The organism is Sphingomonas crocodyli, assembly GCF_004005865.1.
Taxonomy (GTDB): Bacteria; Pseudomonadota; Alphaproteobacteria; order Sphingomonadales; family Sphingomonadaceae; genus Rhizorhabdus; species Rhizorhabdus crocodyli.
The window spans coordinates 661275-678160 of the sequence record NZ_SACN01000001.1 but is presented as its reverse complement, the minus strand read 5'-3'; the positions used below and the strand labels follow the sequence as shown (position 1 = coordinate 678160).

General features: G+C 57.9%; 13 protein-coding genes. 2 read left to right on the top strand and 11 right to left on the bottom strand.

Features of this window, described 5'->3' with window-relative positions:
* Position 1: 1 nt before the first annotated feature.
* From EOD43_RS03355 to EOD43_RS03310, 10 genes are all read right to left on the bottom strand, one after another.
* Complete coding sequence (locus tag EOD43_RS03355; protein WP_164857068.1) at positions 2–1939, bottom strand: pyrroloquinoline quinone-dependent dehydrogenase; 1938 nt, start codon at positions 1937–1939, stop codon at positions 2–4.
* A 112-nt stretch (positions 1940–2051) separates the two neighbouring features.
* Complete coding sequence (locus EOD43_RS03350; RefSeq protein WP_127741083.1) at positions 2052–4313, bottom strand: TonB-dependent receptor; 2262 nt, start codon at positions 4311–4313, stop codon at positions 2052–2054.
* Between the two features lie 57 nt (positions 4314–4370).
* Positions 4371–4751 carry a hypothetical protein gene (locus EOD43_RS03345; RefSeq protein WP_127741081.1) on the bottom strand — a complete coding sequence of 127 codons (381 nt, stop codon included), beginning with the start codon at positions 4749–4751 and terminating at the stop codon, positions 4371–4373.
* A gap of 294 nt (positions 4752–5045) precedes the next feature.
* Positions 5046–6671, bottom strand: coding sequence for a thiamine pyrophosphate-binding protein (locus tag EOD43_RS03340; RefSeq protein WP_127741079.1), 1626 nt, complete (start codon positions 6669–6671; stop codon positions 5046–5048).
* 25 nt (positions 6672–6696) lie between these two features.
* Positions 6697–8169: an NAD-dependent succinate-semialdehyde dehydrogenase gene (locus EOD43_RS03335; RefSeq protein WP_127741077.1), complete on the bottom strand. Its 1473-nt coding sequence runs from the start codon at positions 8167–8169 to the stop codon at positions 6697–6699.
* Between the two features lie 61 nt (positions 8170–8230).
* On the bottom strand, positions 8231–9259 hold the full coding sequence (gene dmpG, locus EOD43_RS03330) for a 4-hydroxy-2-oxovalerate aldolase (RefSeq protein ID WP_127741075.1): 1029 nt from the start codon (positions 9257–9259) through the stop codon (positions 8231–8233).
* On the bottom strand, positions 9256–10197 hold the full coding sequence (locus EOD43_RS03325; RefSeq protein WP_127741073.1) for an acetaldehyde dehydrogenase (acetylating): 942 nt from the start codon (positions 10195–10197) through the stop codon (positions 9256–9258). The genes dmpG and EOD43_RS03325 overlap by 4 nt, the downstream gene beginning before the upstream one ends.
* Positions 10197–10982, bottom strand: coding sequence for a 2-keto-4-pentenoate hydratase (locus tag EOD43_RS03320; protein WP_127741071.1), 786 nt, complete (start codon positions 10980–10982; stop codon positions 10197–10199). Before EOD43_RS03320 ends, EOD43_RS03325 begins: the two co-directional genes overlap by 1 nt.
* Before the next feature lie 4 nt (positions 10983–10986).
* Positions 10987–11973: a DODA-type extradiol aromatic ring-opening family dioxygenase gene (locus EOD43_RS03315; RefSeq protein ID WP_127741069.1), complete on the bottom strand. Its 987-nt coding sequence runs from the start codon at positions 11971–11973 to the stop codon at positions 10987–10989.
* 48 nt (positions 11974–12021) lie between these two features.
* The gene (locus EOD43_RS03310) at positions 12022–13248 is read right to left on the bottom strand and encodes a Rieske 2Fe-2S domain-containing protein (protein WP_127741067.1); all 1227 of its coding nucleotides are present in this window, start codon (positions 13246–13248) and stop codon (positions 12022–12024) included.
* 175 nt (positions 13249–13423) lie between these two features.
* On the opposite strand from EOD43_RS03310, the gene EOD43_RS03305 reads away from it, so the two are divergent.
* Entirely contained in the window at positions 13424–14752 is a 1329-nt protein-coding gene (locus tag EOD43_RS03305; RefSeq protein WP_164857067.1) for an MFS transporter, read from the top strand.
* Positions 14753–14815: 63 nt separating this feature from the next.
* On the opposite strand, the gene EOD43_RS03300 is transcribed toward EOD43_RS03305, so the two are convergent.
* Positions 14816–15583, bottom strand: a complete 768-nt coding sequence (locus EOD43_RS03300; protein WP_127741063.1) for an alpha/beta fold hydrolase — start codon at positions 15581–15583, stop codon at positions 14816–14818.
* Between the two features lie 113 nt (positions 15584–15696).
* Here EOD43_RS03300 and EOD43_RS03295 point away from each other — a divergent pair, with 113 nt between their 5' ends.
* Entirely contained in the window at positions 15697–16875 is a 1179-nt protein-coding gene (locus EOD43_RS03295) for a Rieske 2Fe-2S domain-containing protein (RefSeq protein ID WP_206363483.1), read from the top strand.
* Positions 16876–16886 lie beyond the last annotated feature (11 nt).

Sequence of the window (16886 nt, the reverse complement as noted above, 5' to 3'; positions counted from 1 at the left end):
GTTACTTCTTTTGCGGCAGCGCATATGCGACCACGGAATCGCCACGCTTGTTGAACAATTGCCCATTGCCGCCGGCAACGATGACGACAAACTGCCGGCCATTTGCGGAGTAAGTAATCGGTGTGGTCTGCGCTTCGGCCGGAAGCACTTCGTTCCACAGCTCCTCACCTGTCGCCAGAGAGAAAGCCCGGAAGCGCTGGTCGAACGTCGCCGCAATGAAGATGACACCGCTCTGCGTGATCACCGGGGCCCCGACACTCGGCACACCCCACGAGTTCAAATTGATCTTGGGCTTGAAGGGTACGAATTTCTCAATCGAACCGAGCGGGACATCCCATAGGATTTTGCCCGTCGACATATCCATTGCGGTAAGCGCACCCCAGGGTGGTGGCGTACAAGGCACGCCATCAGACCCGACCAACTGCTGCTTCTCGATCGCATAAGGTGTGCCCGCCATCACGGTCGCCCCGTTGATGCCGATCCCCTTTTTCTTGGTCGGATCCATCGTGGACTGCTTGAGCAGTCGGAGCACGCCAAAAACCCGGTTCGTGTTGACCACCATGATGCGGCGACCTGGATCATAAGCAGGCCCAGGCCACTCGACGCCGCCAACCCACCAGGGGACGATCGTTCCTTGCTCGGAAGGCGGAATATAGAGCCCGCCGTGCCGATACTTTTTGATCATGTCGCGGCAAGCGGACTTGGCCCAGGGTGTAACGCCCCAAGCATCATCTTCACTGATGGTGAGCTTGCGCAGAGGCCGGGGCCACTGCGGAATAGGCTGGGTCGGAGCATACCATTCGCCCGGAATATCTCCTTTGGGGAATGGCTTCTCATCGACCTTGGCGACGGGCTTTCCGGTCAAACGGTTGAGAACGAAAATCAAGCCTTGCTTGGTGTTCTGGATGAGAACCGGAACGATCTTGCCCTGTACGGGAAGATCCGCAAGCAGCGGCTGTGGTGCGACATCATAATCCCAAATGTCATGATGGACCGTCTGATAGTCCCACACACGCTCGCCTGTTGAAGCTCGCAGAGCAACCACAGACTCAGTATATTTGTTGTCGCCAGGGCGACCCACCCCGTAGTGATCGAGCGACGGGCTCGTCGTAGGGATGAAAACCAGATCATTCTTGGGATCAGCCGTCAAGAAACCCCAGGCATTGCCACTGCCGTTGACCTTCGCGCTGTCGTTAAGCCAGGTCGCATAAGCGGGATCTTTGGGATCGCGCGGGACCATGTCCCATTCCCATTTCGGCTTACCGGTGCGCACGTCATAGGCGCGGATTTTTCCGCTAGGCGAATCCTGCCGACGATTATCTTCAACCGCAGAACCCAAAATGACCGTGTCACTCACAATCACGGGCGGCATGAAGAAGCTCAGCTCATGCTTAGTGACGAGCGGCTTTTCGGGCAGCAAGGCCACCGTCCCAGCCTTACCGAACGACTGACACAGCTTACCGTCTTTCAAATCAATCGCGATCAATCGGCGATCCGTGGTGTTCATTAACACACGCTCAGCGCATGCGGACCCCGCCGGCGCAACCGGATCGCGCCAATAGCCGACGCCGCGACAAGCGAGGCGGTCATGCTCGTCCATCGCTAGATCGACCTTGGGTTCAAAGGCCCAATTTTCTTTGCCAGTCGCTGGATTGACGCTGATTACGCGGTTGAATGGCGTACATACCAGGAGGTGATTGCCCACCTTGATCGGAATGTCGGAATCCTTGGTGCGCTTGAACGCCTCGTCACCACGCCGCGTCATCTCGCCAGTATGATATGTCCATGCGACTTCAAGCTTATCGACGTTGGCCGGGGTTATTTGGCCAAGAGGCGAATAGCGGGTTGCATGGGTATCACCGCTATGAACTGCCCAATCCTGATCTTTTTGCGGCATCGCCCCGGGTGTGAAATCACCTGAACAGGCAGCGAGACTCATGGCAACAGTCACCATGAAGCCCAATGTCAATGAGCGGCACCGAGTGATCATATCATATCTACCCAAGGCAAAGTTAGGCGGCACCACCTTTCGATGGCGCCGCCTCAAGACATCAGAAGTTCTTCGACACACGCAAGCCGAATGTCCGCGGACGTGGCGCAATTGCGCGAAAACCGTCGGCACTGACTTCGATCGAGATTTGCGCCGCTTTATTGGTGAGGTTGGTCACCAGCAGCGAAACATCGAGCCCGTTATCGTTCTTCACGCCAAATACGAGATCAGCGAGGAAATAGTCCGGCAGCCGGTAGAAGTTGCTCGTGCCAGGGTTGAAGTTCGTCGCCGAACCGCTGCGATAATTTCCGTTGGCGCTGGCATAACCCTTCCAACCTTCGTTGAGCTCGGCTTCGTAGCGAAGCTGACCCACCGCCGACCATTTGGCCACAAAGGGCGTCCGGTCGCCGTCGAAGCCACGATTGGCAGCATTGGCAGCAGCAATGGGCTGATCTTGGGTCAGATGAGAGTCGGTGTAGGACGCGCCAAAGGTAGCCGTGAAGCCGTTCCGCAAGTTGAAGCGCAGCTGTGCCTCTGCGCCATTTACGACGCTCTTGCCCGCATTGACGATGTAGGTGAATGCGCCGGTCGGCGAGAAGGCCGTAACCTGCATCCCGTTCCATCGGATTTGGTAGCCAGCGACATCATAATTCAGGATCCCGTCGGCCAAGCTGCCTTTGACGCCGACCTCGTAGTTCCACAGCGAGTCCGAATTGAATCCGTCGGGAATCGTGACGCCGAATTGCGCCGCGGTTGAAGCATTGTTCAGGCCGCCGATACGGAAGCCGGACGCGGCACGCGCATAAAGGGTCAATTCGCGCGACGGCTCATAGGCAATCGAGAAGTTATAGCTTGGCTTCGATTGGCTGTCCGACGAATTGACTGCCACGGTTGGCACCGTCTGCACGGTCGACAGATCGGCAGGATTCCGGCGCAATCTCTGAAGCGTACGCTCGAGATTTTTGAGGCTTGCATGGTAATAACGCGCGCCAGCCGTCAACGTCAGCCCAGGCACGATTTTCCAGTCAGCCTGTCCGAAAATCGCCCACTGTTCGATCGGATTATCCACATCGCGGGCGCTAATGATGAGCCCACCTAGACCGGCCTTGTCGCACTCCGCCTTGCTGCTGCAGGCGGGGAGCGCATTGAGTGGGGTCTGGGTAGTGTTCGTTTCGTAGGTATTCTCATCCTTCTCATAGAAGCCGCCAGCGACGAGCTGAAACGGCCCTTCAAACTTGGATGCGAAACGCAACTCGTTCGACCAAATCGAGCGATTTTGGTGACGCGGACCGGAGTAATTTCCGGCGATCCCGAGGCCCGCTGCCGTCGGCGTCGTGTCGACAAACTCATCGACGGCGCGGTAAAAATAAGACGAGGTCGCGATGATATTACCAACGCCCAGATCGAAGTCCGCCACACCGCTAACGAGGTTTGCGTACTCGTCGTGGGGTTCGCGGGTCCTCGTCGAGTTCTTATATTCACCGTCGGTGATCTTGAAGCGCTGGGCGCCATCGACCGTAATGTCCTGGTGGAGGCCGGTGAGCAGGAAGCTGAAATTCTCAGTCGGCTTGAACAGCAGCGAAGCGCGTACGCCGCGGGTCTCGGCATCATTGATGTTGGATTTGCCCGAGGTGATGTTGTCGATATAGCCGCCGCCGCGCGAATACCAGCCAACCACGCGGGCCGCGACCTTATCGTCGACGATCGGCAGATTGATATAGCCGTTCATCTCATAAAGAGCGTTCGTGCCGCTGCCGTCGGAAAAGGCTCCGGTCAAGTTACCACTGGCGCCGTTAAAATTGGGCCGGCGAGGGATGATCCGGACAGCACCAGCCATCGACCCAGCACCAAACAGCGTCCCTTGCGGCCCTTTCAGGACTTCAATGCGCTCGATGTCGTAAGCACCAAGATCAGGTGCGCGGCCGTTGACGGGATTCTCACGGTTATAGCCCGTGATCACCGCCTCATCGAAATAGAGCGCCACCGTTGCAGCACCCGTCGAACGAATACCACGCACAATGATGTTATTGTCGCCAACGCCGTTGGTGGTCAATTGAAGCGCCGGGTCGAGCTTCGCGAAATCGCGCAGCGTCGACGCGTTGAACTGCTTGATGAGATCACCACTCACCACCGAGACCGCGGCGGGCACATCCTGCAGAGCCTGATCACGCTTGGTCGCCGTGACGACAATCTCCGACACATCGGTCGACGACGCCTGCGGCGCCGTCGCAGACTGCGCATTGGCCGCAGCAGGGCAGATCACGTTTGCTGAGGCCACAAGCATCGCGCCGGAAAGAAGACTGACCTTATTCGAAATCCCCATGACTAACTCCCTGGTCTATTTTATTTGAAAGCCCGATTTAAATCCGGGTATCGATTATTATTTTCGGAATACTCCGGAGATAATGATTACGCTGAACACGACAAAACCTGTTGGAACCATGAGCGCACCCACGGTGACCGGAATATTGGTGATGCCGAGGATGACGAGCGGCAGACCGCCCAGCATGAGGAAGCTCCCCACCTGCAACAGCACGAACTGCAGCAGCGCGAGCTTATGATCCCTTGCCCAAGGGAAAATGTGCAGCACGATCCCTACGACCGCGAGAGATAGCCAACCCACCGAATCCAGATGACCGTGGAAGGGAATAGGCCGCTTCCAATGCGTCAGATGCATGTAGAGCCCGAGCCCCATGCCAGCGACGGCATAGAGGCTAGCTGCGGCGATATAGTAGATTGGCAACTTGTCTCTGAAGTTCATGATGCTGCCCCCTGAACGAGACCACGGCAGATCCCCTGCGCGCTCTCAGACATCTTCAGCTGAGCGCGGACTTGCCCTCCGCCCCAGCCAGCGAGCCAGGCCCGCATTGTTTGCACACTGTATGCAGCACACAATAGTCAGGCAAGTAAATTTTATTGAGAAGAAAATGGCAGTATTCTGCCGATATTTTCGCTTCTTGGCGGAAGCTGAGGCCGGCGTGATCTGACGCGATCACGCTCGGCCAGCCATGTTTCGAACTTTGCGCCTTGGAAGAAGCGGAGCTCTTTTTCGGTGCTACGCCTTGTCCTTCTTGAGAACCAAAGCATCATATTCGAGACTGTTAACGATCGCTTCGACTATGACCGGCCCGTTGGCCTGAAATGCTTCCGCCAACGCCGTACGCAAACCAGCCTCGTCGGACACGGTTTTCACCGGCACGCCGAAGAGGTCGGGACCTCCGATCGCTCCGGTATCACGCACCGGCGTGCCATAGATGGGATTGCCCTTCTTCTGCTGTTTGATGCGAATGAGGGCGAGATCGTTGTCGGTAAGGACGATGATGACGATCGGGATATTGTAGCGGACGGCCGTAGCTAGCTCGCCTACAGTCATCAAAAATCCGCCGTCACCAACAACGGCACATACCGGGACATCGGGACGGGTCAGTTTCGCCGCGATCGCCGCTGGAATGCCGAACCCCATCGTTGACCAGCCGTTGGTCATCAATTGCGCACGTGGCTCCGGCGTATCCCACTTTTGCCCGATCAGGTGCGTATGAGCACCAACATCGCAAGCCATAATGCCCTCTGGCGGGAGTGCTTCGCGCAACAACGTCAGCACCTTGGTCGGACCAAGTTGCTCATAGTTGGGAGACATGAGGTCAACCATGAGGCTACGGCGATCGGCAATCGCCTGGAAATCCCACTCCTTCTTGGCCATCGAGCCGCTCAGCAGATGGTTGAGCGACAAGGCAATGTCACCAGTTACATCCACCACTTCGGGATAAGCTGTTCGGTCGATGTCGACGGGTTCAACGTCGAGGTTCACCAGAGGAACTGAGGGCATCCAACCTTCGAGATTGAACTCGACGGGATCATAACCGACCGCGACAACGAGATCAGCATCGCGGTGGGTCTCACCCACGATATTGCTCAAAGCGTGAAAGACGATGCCCACATAGCAGCGGTGCGTTTCAGCTAGCATCCCTTTTGCCATCGGGGTCAGGACGACCGGGATATCGAACTTCTCGGCTAGCGCGATCACGGAATCCCGCACGCCCGCTTCTACAGCCCCTAGTCCAACGGCGAGAATAGGACGCTTGGCCTTGGCAAGCTGCGCAAGAGCTTGCTCAAGCGAGGCTCGATCCGGAGCCGCTGGCTTCAGCCGTTCGGCAGCCGGGGCATCGCCCCCGGTAGAAATCTCAGCCGACAAGCCGACGGGCAGGCCGACATGAACGGGACCGGGGCGGCCAGACATTGCGATTGTGCCTGCGTCGTTCAAAATAGCGCGAACGCCATCCGCTCGCAGGCGTGTTGTCTTCTTCGTAATCGGAGCGAACAGGGCTTGGTGATCAATCCCCATCTGCGTGACCCTGCCGCGCATTGGCTCTGTCATTTCATCGGTAAGGGCTATCATCGGCGAGCGATCGAGCAGCGCTTCGCCGACGCCGGTGGCAAGGTTAGTCGCACCGGGACCGAACGTCCCAAAACATACACCAGGTGCTCCGCTCAAGCGCCCGCAGACCTCAGCCATCATGCCTGCGCCGCCCTCATGCGTCGCCAGGATGAACTCGATGCCGTCGGTGACCCGAAGGGCCTCCATATAATCGACCCATCCGCCACTTGGCACTCCGAAGACATGACGAACGCCCATATCACGCAGCGTCTCGACCACCTCAGTGGCAACTTTCTTCTCGCTCATTGCAGTCTCCCCGCCGCAGGCCGCCTCAAGCGCCCATGCAGATGTATTTCTGGTTGAGAAATTCCTCGATGCCGTGACGCGAACCCTCACGCCCGAGCCCGGAATGTTTGATGCCTCCAAACGGGATAGGCGCGCCTGTGAGGCGCTCGGTATTCATCGCGACCATGCCGTATTGCAGTGCGTCGGTTACGCGCCACGCTCGCGAGACATCGCGCGTATACACATAAGCCACCAGGCCATATTCGCTGTCGTTGGCAGCCTTGATGACTTCGGCCTCATCGCTAAATCCGATGATGGCTGCAACGGGACCGAAGGTTTCTTCGCTCATGATCGCCATGCCAGGGACGACATCGGCGAGTACCGTCGGCGTGAAGAAAGCACCGCCTAGAGGATGAGGTTGGCCGCCCACCAAGAGCCGCGCACCCTTGGCTAGCGCATCATCAACATGGGCCTGCGATTTTGCGACCGCATTTACGTTTATAAGCGGACCGATAACGGCTCCCGGAGAGAAACCATCAGCCACGGAGAGTGCTGCAGTCCGCCGGGCAAAGGCCTCGGCAAATTCAGGCAGAATGTCTTGGTGAACAAAGATCCGATTGGCGGCGAGGCAGTCCTGTCCGCTCGTCGCAAATTTGGCAGCGACAGCGGCTTCGGCCGCGACTTCTACATCAGCATCGGGAAACACCAGAAAGGGGGCGTGACCACCGAGCTCGAGCGATACGCGCTTCATCGTTTGGGCGCAGCGCGCGAAGAGCTTTCGTCCAATCGCCGTGGAGCCGGTGAACGAGAGCGCGCGAACGATATCGCTGTCGCACAAATGGCCTACAATCGTCTCGGGATCTCCCGTTAAGACCGACAGCACACCGGGAGGCAGACCGGCTTCTTCCGCCAGCTCAGCCAATATCAAAGCGGAGAAGGGTGTCTCAATCGAAGGCACTGCGATTGCCGTGCAGCCGGCCGCAAGAGCAGCGGCGGCTTTGCGCGTCAGCATGGCAGACGGGAAGTTCCAAGGCGTAACCAAGGCTACGACACCGACAGGTTCTTTCTGAACCATCATCTTGCGGCTGGGCAGATGCGCGGGGATGACCTCCCCATAGATCCGAGATGCTTCTTCGGCGAACCAGCGTATGAAGCTCGCGCCATAAGCAATCTCGCCGCGAGCCTCATCCAGCGGCTTACCCTGCTCGGCTGTCATGAGCGCCGCCAGCGGCTCTGCTTCAGCTATGATGAGGTCATGCCAACGCATCAAAATGTCGCCGCGCTGCCGCGGAAGGAGCCCTGCCCAGCCCGGCAATGCGCCTTGAGCGGCAATAATTGCCTGATCAACATCCGTTGTTGAAAGGCAGGGCACATGCCCGACTATTTCGTTGGTCGCCGGGTTCCGCACGACAATCGTCTCGTCAGATCCTTTGATCCAGCGACCCGCCACATAGGCACTCTGACGCACGACGTGCCGCCAGTCGCGCCCCACGGACTGCTGCAGGTTATGAGCGACCATATCGCCTCCATTGGAGCCGGCCTCGCAGCCAGCGGGAATGTTCAGTTAGGTGTGGGTTGGGTCATGGCCGTTTGCCGGCCATGTCGAGCGCCACATCAACGATCATGTCTTCTTGACCGCCGACCATCTTGCGGCGGCCGAGCTCGACGAGGATCGCTCGCGTATCGATGCCATACTCGCCCGACGCTTTTTCCGCGTGGCGCAGGAATGAGGAATAGACGCCGGCATAGCCCAGGGTCAGCGTCTCGCGGTCAACTCGCACAGGACGATCCTGAAGAGGGCGCACCAATTCCTCAGCAGCGTCCATGAGCGCATAAAGATCGCAACCATGGGTCCAGCCATAGCGATCGGCCGCGGCGATGAAGACTTCGAGCGGAGCGTTGCCAGCTCCTGCTCCCATTCCGGCCAAACTCGCGTCGACCCGCATCGCACCATTTTGTACCGCGACGATCGAGTTTGCGACGCCCAGAGACAAATTATGATGCGCGTGAACACCGCGTTGGGTCTCGGGCTTGAGCACCCGATCATAGGCCTGAAGCCGGGCGGCATATTGGTCCATATTCATCGCGCCGCCGCTGTCAGTGACGTACACGCAGTGCGCACCATAGCTTTCCATGAGTTTGGCCTGTTGGGCGAGCGCGTCGGGCTCGCTCATGTGGCTCATCATGAGGAAGCCCGACACGTCCATGCCCAGATGTCGCGCGGCTTCGATATGCTGCTTGGAGACATCGGCCTCCGTGCAGTGCGTAGCGATGCGCACCGATCGCACGCCAAGCGCATAAGCATGCTTGAGATCGTGCACCGTGCCGATGCCCGGCAGCAACAACGTCGTTAGTACCGAATGGTCCAACACGTCGGCAACAGCGGCGATCCAATCCCCATCTGTATGGGCGCCAAAGCCGTAGTTGAAGCTCGACCCTTGTAAGCCGTCGCCGTGCGCCACTTCGATTGCATCGACTTTGGCTCGATCGAGCGCCTTGGCGATCGTCTGAACATGCTCGATGCCATATTGATGGCGAATAGCGTGCATGCCGTCACGCAAGGTGACATCTTGGATGTAGAGCTTGGTGGTTTCAGGATCGAAGGTCATGCGGCGTCTCGCTGCAGCCGTTTCATCGCAATCTTCTCGGCAGTGGCGAGCCCTGCAGAGGTCATGATGTCGAGATTGCCCGCATAGGCCGGCAAATAATGAGCCGCGCCCTCGACCTCGAGGAACACGCTGGTTTTGACCCCCTCAAACTGTCCGACGCCTGGGATTTTGACCGGATTATTAGATCCGAAGCGCTCGAACTGGATTCTTTGCTTCAGGCGATAGCCAGGCACATAAGCTTGGACTTTCGCCACCATCGCTTGGATCGCTGCTTCAATCGCGATCTCATCCGCACCAGACGAAAGCGTGAACACAGTATCGCGCATCAGCAACGGCGGTTCGGCCGGATTGAGGACGATGATGGCCTTGCCCTTAGCGGCGCCCCCAACTTTTTCGATGCCCAAGCTCGTCGTCTCGGTGAACTCATCAATGTTCGCACGCGTGCCCGGGCCAGCGCTCTTGGAAGCGATCGAGGCAACGATCTCAGCGTAGTGGACCGTTGCGACCGAAGAGACCGCGGCGACAATCGGGATTGTTGCTTGGCCACCGCAGGTGACCATGTTGACGTTGGATGCATCAAGATGTTCGTCGCCATTGACGACGGGGATCACATAGGGCCCGATCGCTGCCGGCGTGAGGTCAATCATCACCTTGCCAGCAGCAGTCACAGCATCGCTATGCCGCTGATGCGCACCGGCAGAAGTTGCATCAAACACCACGCCGATGTCAGGCCATATAGCGAGCCTCTGAAGGCCTTCGATACCGTCATGCGTCGTGGCGACACCCAGTCGCTCGGCCCGCTTCAGACCATCGCTCTCAGGATCAATGCCCACCAACGCCCCCATTTCGAGGATCTGGGAGTGCCGCATGATCTTGATCATGAGGTCTGTGCCGATGTTGCCGGATCCGATGATCGCGGCCTTCACTTTCGCGGCCATCAGCGGCGTCCTTCGAAGCTGAACGAAGCTTTACCAAGCCCGCCGATGGTTGCCGTGACGCGATCTCCTGGACTGAGCGGAACCATAGGCCCCAGAGCCCCAGTGAGCACGATGTCACCCGCACGAAGGGGCGATCCAACATTTGCCAAAGTACGCGCCAGCCAAGCGGCAGCATTGAGCGGATGTCCGAGACAAGCGGCTCCCGCGCCGAGCGAGGCTATCGCGCCGTTAATCTCGAGCACCATCCCGCAGGTGAAAAGATCTAGACCCGCAAGCGGCTTGCGCTCTTCACCAAGGACAAAGAATGCCGATGAGCCATTGTCGGCGACGGTATCAGCAAAGCTGATCTTCCAGTCAGCGATCCGACTGTCGACGATTTCTATCGCTGCGACAGCGTGGTCGACCGCGGCGGCAACCATATCCGGTGTTGCATCGCGCACGTCGAGATCACGCGCCATAATGAGCGCGACCTCGGCCTCTACCTTGGGTTGCAGCGTATTGGAGACCGGCAGAACCCCACCATCTGGGATCGCCATGTCTGCGAAGAGCACACCAAAGTCGGGCTGATCGACGCCGAGTTGGGTCTGAACCGCCTTGGCTGTGAGACCAACTTTACGGCCGACAATGCGACGCCCAGACTCTAGCCAGCGTCGGGTATTGATTGCCTGAACAGCATAAGCGCCAACAGCATCTGTCGGATCCAATATGTCACGAAGCGGCTGGATTTGCCCTGCTCGATAGGCCTCGATGAGGCGGCCGGCCGCGATGTCAAGATCACCGGACATGGCGTCAACGCCACGTCGCGAAGGCAATACCGCAACCCGTCCCAGCAGGTGTGCGATAGCAAGGAACATAGTCGATGAGGTCAAACGTCATGCCATCGACGGCGCCGGCCAACATAGACCAGCACCGCAATTCTGAGTTTCCTGATTGAAGTCGCTTGCGCGGGAGCGTTGCATGGCTTTCACGCCCACCCTCGCGCAGGATGTCGAGGAACATATTGTCGAGCTGCTCATCGACAACGAAGTGGCTGAGGCCACCCGTTGCGACGACTGCGACACGAATGTCTTCGGGCCAGCTCTTCACCGCACGGCGGATAGCCTCACCGATATCGAAAGCCCGTAGCGGGGAAATCTGGTTCGGCGGATAATATGCGTTGATGCTGATGGGGATGAGCGGCCAGACTTTCTCTATCATCAGCCGATGGTAGATATAGCCAAATGAGTGGCTCATACCCTGCCCCTCAGGGTAGAATTTGCTGTGCGAAGGGTCGAAGCCCATCTCGCACAAGTCACCGATCAAGCGTTCCGCGAGCTTAGCATTGACCGGAAAATTCAGAGCTTCCTGCGGATACCATTTTTCGCTGCGCAGCTCGTCGGCATATTTCCATTTCATGATGCCCTGCGGCAAATAGGGTAGAGTCTCGCCCCAATAGACTGAGAGCGCAGGCATGTTTTCGTCATGGAAAACCTCCCGCTGGTCATCACCAATCGCGATGATCACATCAGGGTCGGCATCGCTCAGAGCTTTTGCCACCGCGCGAATGCCTGCCTCATTGGCTTCGTGCCGCTGCTGCATGAGGACCGGATCAAGCTCTGCTTCGGTCTGCGGAGGAGCTTTAGCGAGAAGGTCGGCATATTTGATCTGCTCGCCATCATTGTCGAACAATGTGAAGCGCGTTTTATCGTCAACCGCACCTCGTTCGAGCCAGGCTTTGGGCTCCATTAACAAGATCGGGGAATGCGAACTGCCGACCCCCAACACAATTTTCGCCATTGTGTAATCCTTACCTAATGAGCGTTGGTCGCAGCGACGGATTGCCGGCTAAGCGACGGTCATTCGTTCGCGTGCACCGTCTGCAAAATCGACGCCGCGCGGCAGCACGATCCCAGCGGATCGCACGCGGTAAATTTCGGGCTGAAGAGGCTGATGTAGCTTGCCAGTGCTTTCGAGTTCGTCTGCCAGAGCAAGCATGAGTTTGCGCCAAGCAACGATCGCTGCGTCACCCGAACCCAACATCTCACGCGACCGATCTACGATCGGTCCCATAGTTTCCTGGATGGCAGAATCCTGCAGACCAATACCGATAATGCCGGTCGAGTTCTTATCGCGCTGCATTGCGCGATCGATGCCGTAATTGTTCGAGCGGTTATGGACCGGCTTGAAAGAGCCGTCGTCGAGAACCGGGACGTTGACCTTCGCGCTGTCTAGCCCTTCAAACTCGCGGAGTGGCCTGTCCGGACTCCAATACATCGTGAAGGTCCAGGTGTTGTAATCGTCGATAGGCACCCAAGCGTGGCCAGCAATCGGCCCCTCCGGACTACGTGGAGCAATCATGGTGTAGAAGGGCGCCAGGAACTGCGTGATCCGCCAGTAGAACTCCTCTTCGGAAGCCTTACGGCGTGCACCGATCAACATACCGTAGTCGCTAGGCCGGACGAAGAATTTAGGCGCAGTATCCTGCGCTAGAAAACTCAGGCGCGGATCGATCGCCTGCTGCCGCTCTCGAAACCCTCGCCCTGGTTCGCGGGGCGAGAGCAGGCTGTGAAGGATGCCGACATGACTGGAATCGATGCCGCCCTCGACGCCCTGGGCGTAATTATTCTCCTGCAGCCTTTTTTGGATATTCCGGTGAGTGGACGGAACGAGACCCCATTCGAGTTCCGGCGGCCGATCCGGCATATGATCTGGATCGCCCATATAGACCCAGATCAAGCCCCCCCACTCCATAGCCGGATAGGATTTGATCTTAACTTCATCGCGCATCGGCGAGTTTGCTGGCTCAGCCGGCATGTCGAGGACGTTGCCCGACACGTCGAATTTCCAGCCATGATAGACGCAGCGCAAACCGCATTCTTCGTTGCGCCCAAAGAACAAATCGACCCTGCGATGAGGGCAAAAACGATCTAAGACTCCGATCCTGCCGTCCGTATCGCGAAAGGCGATCAGATCCTCTCCGAGGAGGCGCACACGCACAGGGGCGCAATCAGCTTCCGGCATCTCCTCAGACAGAAGCGCTGGCATCCAATAGCGGCGCAGAACCTCGCCCATAGGCGTTCCGGGACCAACGCGCGTGAGCCGCTCATTATCTTGTCGAGTGAACATTCTCACACCATCGTTGCAGCATGGAAAGGTGGAGCAGCGCCCCGTTGACGAGCTGGCTATTGCATACCGTATGCGATGTCAACTCACGCAAGACCCTATAATCCGGGCGCGCGGCGCGATAATGGTGACTAATCTTTTTGCAAACGTCATTGATGTGTGCAGTATGCAATATCGTGGATTGGAGGTCGGAATGAGTGATGGGGGCGAAGCATCGGCCGTTTACCGGCGGCAGGCGTGGTTCATGGTTGGCTTTGCGACGATCGGCGTCATGTGCAGCGTCATTTCGACGGTCATGATCAACACCGGGCTGTTCATTCGGCCTCTCGGTGCTGCCTTCGGATGGTCACGCGGAGACGTTGTCGCCTCACTATCGATTGGCGCGCTTGTTATGGCGGTTGCCAACCCATTCGTTGGCCAACTCATCGATCGACTGGGCAGCAGAAGGATGCTGATCCTGTCTCAACTCGGCTTTGGTCTCGCAACCGCCGCCATCCCCTGGCTGATCTCCACCAACGGCATTAGCGGCCTCTATCTAGGCTATGCCCTTATCTCGATCCTGGGCGCGGGCTCGACGATCGTCGGCTTCATTCGGTTGCTGTCGGGTTGGTTTTCGGGACCCTTGCTTGGATCCCGCGGCTTTGCGCTGGGCTGCTGCTCGGCGGGCGTCCCGCTTGGCGCTGCGCTCTCTGGGCCGCTTGCCATCTATTTGATTGCCAAATTTGGCTGGGCTGGCGGCTTTCATGGCCTGGCCCTAATTCCGCTTTTGATCGCATTACCAATCTCGATCTTTGCGGTCCGAGAAGCACCTCTTCAGGAAGCTGCTCGCCACGGCAATGTCGATCTACCAGGCCTGACGTTGCGCGAAGCCAGCCGCACCGGGCATTTTTGGAAGCTGATCGCGTTAGTCTTCCTGATCTCAGCTTGCCTGCAAGGTCTGGCCATTCACATGGCGCCATTCCTGCAAGATGTTGGGCTTCCACTCTCCAGCGTGGCCATTATGACAACCTTGATAGCCGCCATTGGCATTCCCGCCCGTCTTGTCGCAGGACATCTCTTTGATCGCTTTTTCGCGCCCAGGGTTGCCTTTGTGGTATTTGCACTACCAGCCATCAGCACCTTGCTGATGGCTTCCCACCCCGTTGCGGCTGTAGCGATCGGGGGGAGCATTCTCCTGGGCATCGGCCAAGGCGCGGAATCTGATCTGATCGGATATTTGGTGAGCCGCTACTTCGGGCTGCGCCATTCCGGCAGGATCTTCGGCACAGTCTACGCAGCCTTCATGGTCGGCATAGCCTTTGGCCCGTTCGCCTCCGGACGCGCCCACGACTACACCCATAGCTATCAGCTGTCGTTCACCCTTGCAGCCCTGGGTCTCTTTGCAATTTGTGCGTTGCTGCTCTGGCTGCCGCGTTTTCCTGCCGAGTTCGAACGGCGGGCACCTGAGGCATGAGATACAAAGGCCGTGCGATCTGCTTCGCACGGCCTCACCATTTAGATGGCGACATCACACTTGTCAGCGCAAGAGCCCATCAAGGAACGCATCGAGAGCCGCATTGAAACGGGCTGGTTGCTCGAAATATGCCGAGTGGCCGGCATCCTCAATCTCGATGAAATGCGAGTTCGGCACGAGAGCCTGCACCGCGGCAATTTGAGCAGATGTGAATAAAATGTCGCTTTGACCTGCCACAAACAACGTCGGAACTCCGGCTTCCGCCAGGACAGCCGGCGACCAACGCGGCATGACACCGCGCACCGTGTGGACATTGACTGAATTGAAGGTCGCCAATTGCAGATAGAGATGCGTGCTCTCAGGATCCTTCAACCGTATCGACGGTCCCAAAACCCGTTCGACCTGCGAAAGCTGACGATTGGCTTCAGAGGTTGCACGGAGCGCAGAAGCCAAGGGCTCAGGTACCTGGATCCCCGCAAGAGAATCGGCGACCACGAGAGCTCGAACCCGGTGTGGATATTGGCAAGTGAAGGCCGCGCAGGTCCCGCCCCCCATCGACTGCCCCACCAAGATAGCGGTTTCAATTTCTAATTCGTCGAGCAATGCCAACAGGTCACCGACATAGCGCGACCGCCCCTCACCCTCGACGTCCTCCGATCCCCCAAAAGCACGGTGGTCGAACACCACGACGCGGTAACGCTGCGAGAAATGCGGGACCTGTCGAAACCACGAGACGCGGTTCCCACCCACACCATGAGCGAGAATGAGCGCCGGCCCATCGCCATAAGCATCATAGCGAATGCGGCTCGCACCGACTTGTAAGAAGGCCATAAATCACCCCGGATCGCATACTTGATTTTTGCATACGGTATGCATAGACCATTTATGCGTCAATGCTTCGGGCTGGGCCGAAGCGGGGCAGTCAACAGCACGGGAATAGAATTGTGGCAGACAGCTTCGTCGAAGAACGGCTTCTCAAAAAAGTGCCGCGTTGGCGCAATTATCTCGAAGCCAAGTTTGGCTTCAGGAACCATTGGTATCCTGTGAAATTTTCGCGTGAGATTGCCGAAGGCGAGGTGATCACCGCGAAAATTATGGGTGAGGAAATCCTGCTGAAGCGGATCGATGGGAAGGTTTTTGCCATCCGCGATCGGTGCATCCACCGCGGCGTCAAACTCTCAGAAAAGGTAGAGTGCTACACGCGTGGCACCATTACCTGCTGGTATCACGGATTCACCTATAAGTGGGACAGCGGGAAGCTCTGCGACATCATCGCTAGCCCCAACACTCCCATCATCGGCAAGAAGGCGCTGAAGAGTTATCCCGTCGAAGAGGCCAAGGGCCTCGTCTTCGTGTTCGTGGGCGACCCGGATTACGAGCCCCATCCCCTTTCACGTGACGTTCCACCGACCTTTCTGGACGACGACATGGTGGCGCACGGCGCGTCCTACATGGTCAAATCCAATTGGCGGCTGGGGTGTGAGAACGGCATCGACGACCTGCACATCTATCTGCACCGTCAATCACCGCTGGTTCCCAATACACAGCGATCGCTGCCCCTGGGCCACACTGACCGCCCCGATGATTTCTACGAACTTTTTGAAGCGAGCGACGGCCCCAAAGGCATAGCTCCGCGCAAATTCAAGGACGCCAAACCGATGGCCTATGAAGGCCGGGTTGAGGGCAAGGTCGTTGTCACTGGCACCAAGATGCACACCACCCCCGAGGAAGCCGCCAAGAAGCGGACTACCGGCCATTATGTGTGCCTGCCAGGCGTGCTGCGTGTGGACAATTTTCCATTCACCGGCCTGTTTCAATTTGAATGGTATGTCCCCGTGTCTGACGACACGCATCTCTACATCATCACCATCGCTAAGCGGTGCGCGACCGAAGAAGAGCGTGCGGAGCATGAGCATGAGTTCTTGCACCGCTGGAAACCCGTCTCGCTCGAGGGATTCAATAACGAGGATGTCTTCGCGCGTGAGGCGCTCCAGCCGTTCTACAATCATGACGATAACTGGCTCGAGGAAACGCTAGTCCGGGAGGACAATGGCATCATCCAATGGCGCGAACTGTGCCATCGCCATTCCAGCGGCGTCCAAAAGCCGAGCGACGTACTTTGAACCAGTGGAAG

What these genes read in the sequence shown, in the direction of transcription:
- EOD43_RS03355 (WP_164857068.1), bottom strand. Translation starts at nt 1,939, where the DNA reads ATGAGTCTCGCTGCCTGTTCAGGTGATTTCACACCCGGGGCGATGCCG.
- EOD43_RS03350 (WP_127741083.1), bottom strand. Translation starts at nt 4,313, where the DNA reads ATGGGGATTTCGAATAAGGTCAGTCTTCTTTCCGGCGCGATGCTTGTG.
- EOD43_RS03345 (WP_127741081.1), bottom strand. Translation starts at nt 4,751, where the DNA reads ATGAACTTCAGAGACAAGTTGCCAATCTACTATATCGCCGCAGCTAGC.
- EOD43_RS03340 (WP_127741079.1), bottom strand. Translation starts at nt 6,671, where the DNA reads ATGAGCGAGAAGAAAGTTGCCACTGAGGTGGTCGAGACGCTGCGTGAT.
- EOD43_RS03335 (WP_127741077.1), bottom strand. Translation starts at nt 8,169, where the DNA reads ATGGTCGCTCATAACCTGCAGCAGTCCGTGGGGCGCGACTGGCGGCAC.
- dmpG (WP_127741075.1), bottom strand. Translation starts at nt 9,259, where the DNA reads ATGACCTTCGATCCTGAAACCACCAAGCTCTACATCCAAGATGTCACC.
- EOD43_RS03325 (WP_127741073.1), bottom strand. Translation starts at nt 10,197, where the DNA reads ATGGCCGCGAAAGTGAAGGCCGCGATCATCGGATCCGGCAACATCGGC.
- EOD43_RS03320 (WP_127741071.1), bottom strand. Translation starts at nt 10,982, where the DNA reads ATGTCCGGTGATCTTGACATCGCGGCCGGCCGCCTCATCGAGGCCTAT.
- EOD43_RS03315 (WP_127741069.1), bottom strand. Translation starts at nt 11,973, where the DNA reads ATGGCGAAAATTGTGTTGGGGGTCGGCAGTTCGCATTCCCCGATCTTG.
- EOD43_RS03310 (WP_127741067.1), bottom strand. Translation starts at nt 13,248, where the DNA reads ATGGGCGAGGTTCTGCGCCGCTATTGGATGCCAGCGCTTCTGTCTGAG.
- EOD43_RS03305 (WP_164857067.1), top strand. Translation starts at nt 13,424, where the DNA reads ATGGTGACTAATCTTTTTGCAAACGTCATTGATGTGTGCAGTATGCAA.
- EOD43_RS03300 (WP_127741063.1), bottom strand. Translation starts at nt 15,583, where the DNA reads ATGGCCTTCTTACAAGTCGGTGCGAGCCGCATTCGCTATGATGCTTAT.